The 6,330-nt window shown below is 68.8% G+C and carries 7 protein-coding genes; all 7 read left to right on the top strand.

Going from position 1 to position 6,330, the window contains the following annotated elements:
* Positions 1–236 (top strand): formate dehydrogenase accessory sulfurtransferase FdhD (locus D7V88_RS37815; protein ID WP_208726710.1); only part of this gene is annotated, 236 nt, incomplete at its 5' end.
* Positions 237–559: 323 nt separating this feature from the next.
* Complete coding sequence (gene epsZ, locus D7V88_RS37810; RefSeq protein ID WP_120545411.1) at positions 560–2,044, top strand: exopolysaccharide biosynthesis polyisoprenyl-phosphate hexose-1-phosphate transferase EpsZ; 1,485 nt, start codon at positions 560–562, stop codon at positions 2,042–2,044.
* A 114-nt stretch (positions 2,045–2,158) separates the two neighbouring features.
* Positions 2,159–3,712: an exopolysaccharide biosynthesis flippase gene (gene wzx / locus D7V88_RS37805; RefSeq protein WP_244238611.1), complete on the top strand. Its 1,554-nt coding sequence runs from the start codon at positions 2,159–2,161 to the stop codon at positions 3,710–3,712.
* A 14-nt stretch (positions 3,713–3,726) separates the two neighbouring features.
* The gene (gene epsY / locus D7V88_RS37800; RefSeq protein WP_120545410.1) at positions 3,727–4,368 is read left to right on the top strand and encodes an exopolysaccharide export protein EpsY; all 642 of its coding nucleotides are present in this window, start codon (positions 3,727–3,729) and stop codon (positions 4,366–4,368) included.
* 3 nt (positions 4,369–4,371) lie between these two features.
* A complete protein-coding gene (gene epsX / locus D7V88_RS37795; RefSeq protein WP_120545409.1) occupies positions 4,372–5,691 on the top strand; it encodes an exopolysaccharide export protein EpsX in 1,320 nt (439 codons plus the stop codon).
* A gap of 9 nt (positions 5,692–5,700) precedes the next feature.
* On the top strand, positions 5,701–5,877 hold the full coding sequence (locus D7V88_RS43705; RefSeq protein WP_167509913.1) for a hypothetical protein: 177 nt from the start codon (positions 5,701–5,703) through the stop codon (positions 5,875–5,877).
* A 23-nt stretch (positions 5,878–5,900) separates the two neighbouring features.
* Positions 5,901–6,308 carry an exopolysaccharide biosynthesis response regulator EpsW gene (gene epsW, locus D7V88_RS37790; RefSeq protein WP_120545408.1) on the top strand — a complete coding sequence of 136 codons (408 nt, stop codon included), beginning with the start codon at positions 5,901–5,903 and terminating at the stop codon, positions 6,306–6,308.
* Positions 6,309–6,330: the final 22 nt, after the last annotated feature.

Here is a 6,330-nt window from a genome sequence, read left to right as displayed (position 1 = left end):
CGGCCGCCCCCACCGTCCTCGCCGTCAGCGGACGCGCCAGCTTCGAGATCGTCCAGAAGGCCGCCCGGGCCCGCATCCCCGTCGTCGTCAGCGTCTCCGCCGCCAGCTCGCTCGCCATCGACCTGGCCCTGCGTTCTGGGATAACGCTCGCTGCGTTCTCAAGGAACGGCCGCTGCAACGTCTACACCGGTGCGGAACGACTGGGACCTACACCGCCAAAGCCTTGGAACCCTTGATGACTTCCGCCACGTCACGCACCGGACAGGGCCCCTGCATCCACCTGTCAGACCGGCATCGTACATGCAGTCAGCCCCAGGTCCGGGTGCTCTGGGCTCAAAGGACGATCCACTGTCCTGACCGGGCTTCACTGACCCAGTTACAAGGTCGCTTTCCCTCGTAGGATGAGGGCGTCCCAGGAATCACCTGTTGTCACGTCTTTCTTGCTGTGCAGTGGTTGCGCCGCGCCGCACAATTTGGCAGTCTTTCATTTCCTCCTGGTTAAACTTTTCTAGCCATGACGGTATCCTCTGCGAAACCCGAACGTTCGAAGCAGAGGGGGGTGGACACGATGAGCAGTGCGACTGCAGGCGCCGAGGTCAAGGCATCCCCGTCGACAGCCCCGCTGACGGGAAGCGCGGCCTTGGAAGAGGCCACGGATCCTCCGCGGCTGGCCCCCGGCTTCGCCGCGAAGCTGAACCTCACCGTGGATGTGGTGCTGCTGGTGAGCGTGCTGCTGGGCACCGCGTGGATGCGGGGCGGGCAGACGCTGCCGCTGGGCTGGGAGCTGCCCAGCATGGTGCTCACCGCCGTGCTCGTCTGGCTCATCACCGGCACCGCGCTGTGTCTGTACGATTCGCGCTTCGCCGAGCGCAGCAAGCTGGACCATGTGGCGCTGGTGTCCGTCACCACGCTGGCCGTCGTGACGGTGCAGGCGGTGCTGGAATTGGCCATGCCCGTCGCCACGCACGTGGGCGTCGCGCCGCTGCTGGTCATCTTCTGGCCGGTGGCGCTGCTGCTCCGGCTGGGCGTCTTCCGCCAGGTGGCCTCGCAGGAGGCCCCCACCGACGAGGTCCTCATCGTCGGCACCGGCGCCATGGGCCGCTACACCGGCGAGGACCTGTCCGGCCGCGGCCGCCGCAAGATCCTGGGCTACGTGCGCTTCCCGGAGGATCACGCCTCCGGCGACAGCCTGCCCGCCCAGGTGCTGGGGCCCGCGGATGAGCTGGAGCGCCTCTTGCGCACCCTGCCGGTGAGCGAGGTCTACATCGCCGGCAACACCCTCAAGCAGGGCGAATCCATGCAGGCCGCCATCAAGCTGGCCGAGCGCTTCGGCGTGCCGTTCGCGCTGCCCGCGCACTCGTTCCGCCTGGACCGCGCCCGCCCGGTGGAGTCCCGCGCGGTGGCGGACGGCTACCTGCACTTCGCCGCGGTGGCGCCCAAGCCGCACCAGATGGCCATGAAGCGCCTGTTCGACATCGCGGTGTCGTCGGTGGCGCTGTGGATGCTGCTGCCGCTCTTCCTGGTGGTCGCCGCCTGCATCAAGCTCACCTCGCGCGGCCCCATCTTCTTCAAGCAGCTTCGCACCGGGCAGCACGGCAAGCCGTTCTACATGCTGAAGTTCCGCTCCATGGTGGTGAACGCGGAGGAGCTCAAGGAGCGGCTGGCCGCGCAGAACGAGCAGACCGGCCCCGTCTTCAAGATGAAGAACGACCCGCGCATCACCGGCATCGGTCGTTTCATCCGCAAGTTCTCCATCGACGAGCTGCCCCAGTTCCTCAACGTGCTGCGCGGCGAGATGAGCGTCGTGGGCCCGCGTCCGCCGGTGCCCAGCGAGGTCGCCAAGTACGAGACGTGGCAGCGCCGCCGCCTGTCCGTGCGCCCGGGTCTGACCTGCATCTGGCAGGTGTCCGGACGGAACCAGATCTCCTTCGAGCAGTGGATGTACCTGGACATGCAGTACATCGACCACTGGAGCCTCACCGGCGACCTTCGCCTGCTGCTCCAAACGGTTCCGGTTGTCATCACGGGCCGCGGGGCAAGCTAGCGACCTGTAGTGAATCTCCGGGCCCGACGTTGACGCGTCGGGCCCGTTTGTCTTTCCATGGGGCGGGCCTTCCTCCCCTTGTGTACGCATCACCCCCGAAGGCCCGCGTCATCCATGACCGTGAACAGTCAGAACCCCTCCTCCGCTGAAGTCGAAGACGGCACCCGCGCGAATGAAGTCCGCGGCGCCGTGCGCAGCACCCTGCAACTGGGCGGCTCGCTGATGGTGACGTACGCCATCGCGCTGGGCATCCGGGCGCTGATGCCGCGCTACCTGGGACCGGAGGCGTTCGGCTACTTCAACTGGTCGGAGGCCTTCGCCGCCACGTTCTTCGTGGCCACCAACCTCGGCCTGGAGACGTACATCCGCAAGGAGGTGCCGGTCCGCCCGGAGCACGCGAGCGACTTCTTCGGCACCACCATGCTGCTGCGTCTGGCCATGACGCTGATCCTCATGGTCGCGCTGGCGCTGGTGCTCCACCACACCGGCGAGCCCCCGGAGGTGCAGCACCTGGTGCAGTGGTTCGCGCTGGCCCAGTCGCTCATCGTCGTCAACGCGTCCATGGCGGCGCTGCTGCACTCCAAGGGCAAGGTCGCGGGCCTGTCCGTCTCCAACGTCATCACCAAGATTGTGTGGGGCGGGGGCCTGGCGCTGATGGCCGCGCTGGGCGTGGGCATCCAGTGGTTGGCCGTGCCCATGGTGGCGTCCGAAGCGGTGAAGCTCGTCATCAGTTGGCGCCTGGCGAAGGTGCACCTGGGGCTGAAGTTCCGCATCGACATCACCGCGACGAAGAAGGTGATGAAGGCGTGCCTGCCGTTCTTCCTCACCGCAGCGGCGCTCGCGTGCAACGGCCGCACGGACATGTCGCTCCTGGGCAAGCTCGCGTCCAAGGAAGAGGTGGGCTGGTACGGCGGCGCGTTCAGCATCGCGGGCCTCACCTTCCTCATCAGCCCCATCTTCGGCTGGGTGCTGATGCCCATGATGTCGCGCGCGGCGTCGCGCTCTCCGCAGGAACTGTCGCACCTGACGCGCCGGTCGCTGGAGGGCGTGCTCGCCTTCACCGTGCCGGTGATGATGGCCATGGTGCTGGGCGCGGACCTCTGGGTGCGCCTGATGTGCGGCCCCGGCTTCGAACCCGCGGCGCTGCCCCTGCGCGTGCTGTCGCCCATCTTCGTGATGGCCTACGTCACCATGGTCAGCAGCATCTGGCTCACCATGTCCAACAAGGAGTGGTGGGTGACGCTGGCGGCGACCATGGGCGCGGTGGTGAACCCGCTGCTCAACCTGGCGCTCATCCCGTTCTTCTACGGCCGCATCGGTCCGTCCGGCGGCGCCACCGCCACGGCGCTGTCCATGTTCTTCACGGAGGTCATCGTCACGGTGCTGTTCCTGAGCCGCATGGGAAGGAACTCCTTCGACCGGCGTTCGCTCGTCATGGTGGCGAAGACGGCGGTGGTGTGCGTCGTGTGCGTGGCCCTGGACCGCTTCCTGGCGGGCAGCGTGGCCGCATGGCCCCGGCTGGGGCTGACGGCCAGCACCTATGTCGTGGGCGTGCTCGTCACCGGCGCCATTCGCCCCGCGGAGCTGCTCCAGGTGGTACGCATGGCGCGACAGCGGGGCAATCCGGCCCCCTCCGAGGTGGTCGTCACGGCCACCCCCACCGTGTGAGGAGCCTGAGCGCCATGCCGTCCCGTCCCTCCCGATTCCGCGGTCCCGGCGCCCTGTCGCGCGCGCTCGCGTGCGCCGGCCTGCTGCTGCTCGCGCCCGCGTGCAGCGGTCTGGGCAAGTACACCTGGGTGAACGAGTACCAGGAGAAGCCGACCGAATCCGACGCGGCCTATCAAATCGTTCCCGGCGACGTGCTCAACGTGCGGGTGTGGGGCCAGGAGGCGATGACGACGCGCGCGAAGGTGCGCGAGGACGGCCGCATCAGCCTGACCTTCCTGGACGACGTGGAGGCCTCCGGCCACTCGCCAGCCCTGCTGGCGCAGCAGATCCAGACGCGGCTCAAGGACTTCATCAACCACCCCGTCGTCACGGTGTCGCTGGAGGAAGCGCGCCCCATGTCGGTGACGATGCTGGGGGAGGTGGCCAACGTGGGCGCGCACGTGCTGGACCCGGGCGCGACGCTGCTCCAGGCGCTGGGCGCCGCAGGCAGCTTCACCGACTACGCGCACCGCGACCGCATCTTCGTGCTCCGGCGCGACGATCCGAAGGCGGACGAACCCACGCGGATCCGCGTGAAGTACGAAGACATCATCCGTGGCGAGGGACGCGCGGCGGCCTTCCGCCTGCGCCCTGGCGACGTGGTGGTGGTGGAGTAACCCGTGCTGGACGCTGTCCTGACGAGCCTGTGGCTGGAGGTGGCGTCCGCCAACGTGTCCTATGCCGTCCAGGCGCGCGTGGACACCCGCATGCGCTCCATGGAGGCACAGGCCACCGGCGAGTCCGTGCCTCCCGTGGCGGGGGACATGGACCTGGTGCCCACGCTGGGCCTGAAGTTCGACGACGGCAACGCGGTGGGCAGCCTGGAATACGCGCCGCGCATCTCCTTCCGCGAGGCCACCACCAACCCGCGCACGGAGGTGCAGCACGTGGGGCGTCTGCTGGGCGACTGGCGGCCGTCGCGCGGCCTCACCCTGCACGGCACCCAGGAGTTCGTGCTGGGCCAGGTGAACCTCTTCACCAACCTGCCCCTGGGCGGCAGCGTGGATGACCCGCTGGGCGACCCCATCCCGGGCGACGTCGTGGTGGATGTCCCCATCCAGCCGCTGCCGGAGGGCGTGGACAGCGTGTTCTTCCTCTCGTCGCTGACGACGCTCGCGGCGGAGTCGGTGTGGCTGGGCCGGGGCCTGTCGCTGTCGGGCAGCGCGGGCTTCTCCGCCAGCGGCGGCCTGGACGCCACGGCGCAGGAGGCGGTGCCCTTCCAGTACGGTCCGCGCGGACAGGCGGCGCTCGGCTGGTCCCCCGCGCCCCGGCACACCCTGGCCGCCACGGTGGGCGTCACGGATTCGCGCTTCTCCACCGGGGCGCGCGCCACGGTGAGCACCCTCACCGGCGCCTGGACGCACCGGGTGGATCGCCGCTCGTCGGTGGAGGTGGGCGTGGGCGTGGGCGTGGCCTACTCCATGCGGGCGACGGAGGAGGAGGCTCCGGACGAGACACTTCCCGGAGTCACCCCAGCAGGTGGGAGACGGCTTGCGACCTTTCAGGTCGGGGTGACGCCGCCGGAGGAGGAGCCGCTGGCGCGCCTGGACCTCTTGCCGGACCTGACGCTGGCGTGGACCTACCGGGTGCCGTCGCGGGTGGCGGACTTCAACAGCCGGGTGGCGGCGCGGGTGACGCCCTTCGTGGACCGCCTGACAGGTCTGGTGTACCCGAGGGCCGACGTGACCCTGAACGGCACGTGGGCGTTGGGGCCTAGAGTGCGGCTGTCGGCGACGGGGGGTGGCGCGTCCGCGGTGGGTGGCGCGGTGGGAGACCGTCAGGTGGTGGGCGGAGTGGGCGCGAGCTGGACGGTGTCACGGTGGGTGTCACTGGAGGCGGACACGCGGACCGCGTGGACTCGCTCGCCCGACGTGGAGGCGGCCCGCATGGTGTGGTCCGCGACGCTGGGACTGTCGGTACGGCAAACTGGTATCCTCTGAAGCTCCCCCATGGCGAAGCTCATCCTCTTGTCCGTTCTCATCGCCACCGTCGCGCTGCCCGGTGCGGCGGCGCGTGACGCGAATCCGTGGAAGGGGATGAAGAAAGCCATCCTGTGGGTGGCCCTCTTCAATGTGGCGTACGCATACGGCGTGCTCGTCCTCGTGCCCAGGTACGGGTTCGGGTGAGGGAAGGAAAGGCGTTCGACGTGATGGAGCTCCAACAGCTCACCGTCCTCCTCGTGGAGGACTCTCCGATGTTCCGCGTCATGCTGCGTGACATGCTCCAGGAAATGGGCGTGAAGAACGTGGTGGAGAAGCCCAACGGGAAGTCCGCCATGGAGTATCTCCAGGGCGAGGAGAAGCCCGACCTCGTGTGCCTGGACCTGACGTTGCCGGACGTGTCCGGCTACGACGTGTGCGAGCACATCCGCCGCACACCCGCCATCTCGCACGTGCCGGTGCTGATGGTGAGCGCGCGCAACCTGCCGGAGGACAAGGCCTACGCGGAAGAGGCCGGCGCCAACGGCTACCTGGGCAAGCCCTTCACGCCGGAGGAGCTGGAGAAGCGCGTGCGCCAGGTCCTGAAGGCCGCGGTGCCCCGGAGCTCCATCTCGTGACGTCGCCCGCCCCCCGCACGCC

Source organism: Corallococcus terminator, assembly GCF_003611635.1.
In the GTDB taxonomy this organism is placed as follows: Bacteria; Myxococcota; Myxococcia; order Myxococcales; family Myxococcaceae; genus Corallococcus; species Corallococcus terminator.
Note: the sequence above shows the minus strand (reverse complement) of the source record. Positions and strands in the feature narration are given on the sequence as shown.

Excerpts from the sequence above, each read along its gene's own strand:
- wzx (WP_244238611.1), top strand. The coding sequence starts at position 2,159 with ATGACCGTGAACAGTCAGAACCCCTCCTCCGCTGAAGTCGAAGACGGC.
- D7V88_RS43705 (WP_167509913.1), top strand. The coding sequence starts at position 5,701 with ATGGCGAAGCTCATCCTCTTGTCCGTTCTCATCGCCACCGTCGCGCTG.
- epsY (WP_120545410.1), top strand. The coding sequence starts at position 3,727 with ATGCCGTCCCGTCCCTCCCGATTCCGCGGTCCCGGCGCCCTGTCGCGC.
- epsW (WP_120545408.1), top strand. The coding sequence starts at position 5,901 with ATGGAGCTCCAACAGCTCACCGTCCTCCTCGTGGAGGACTCTCCGATG.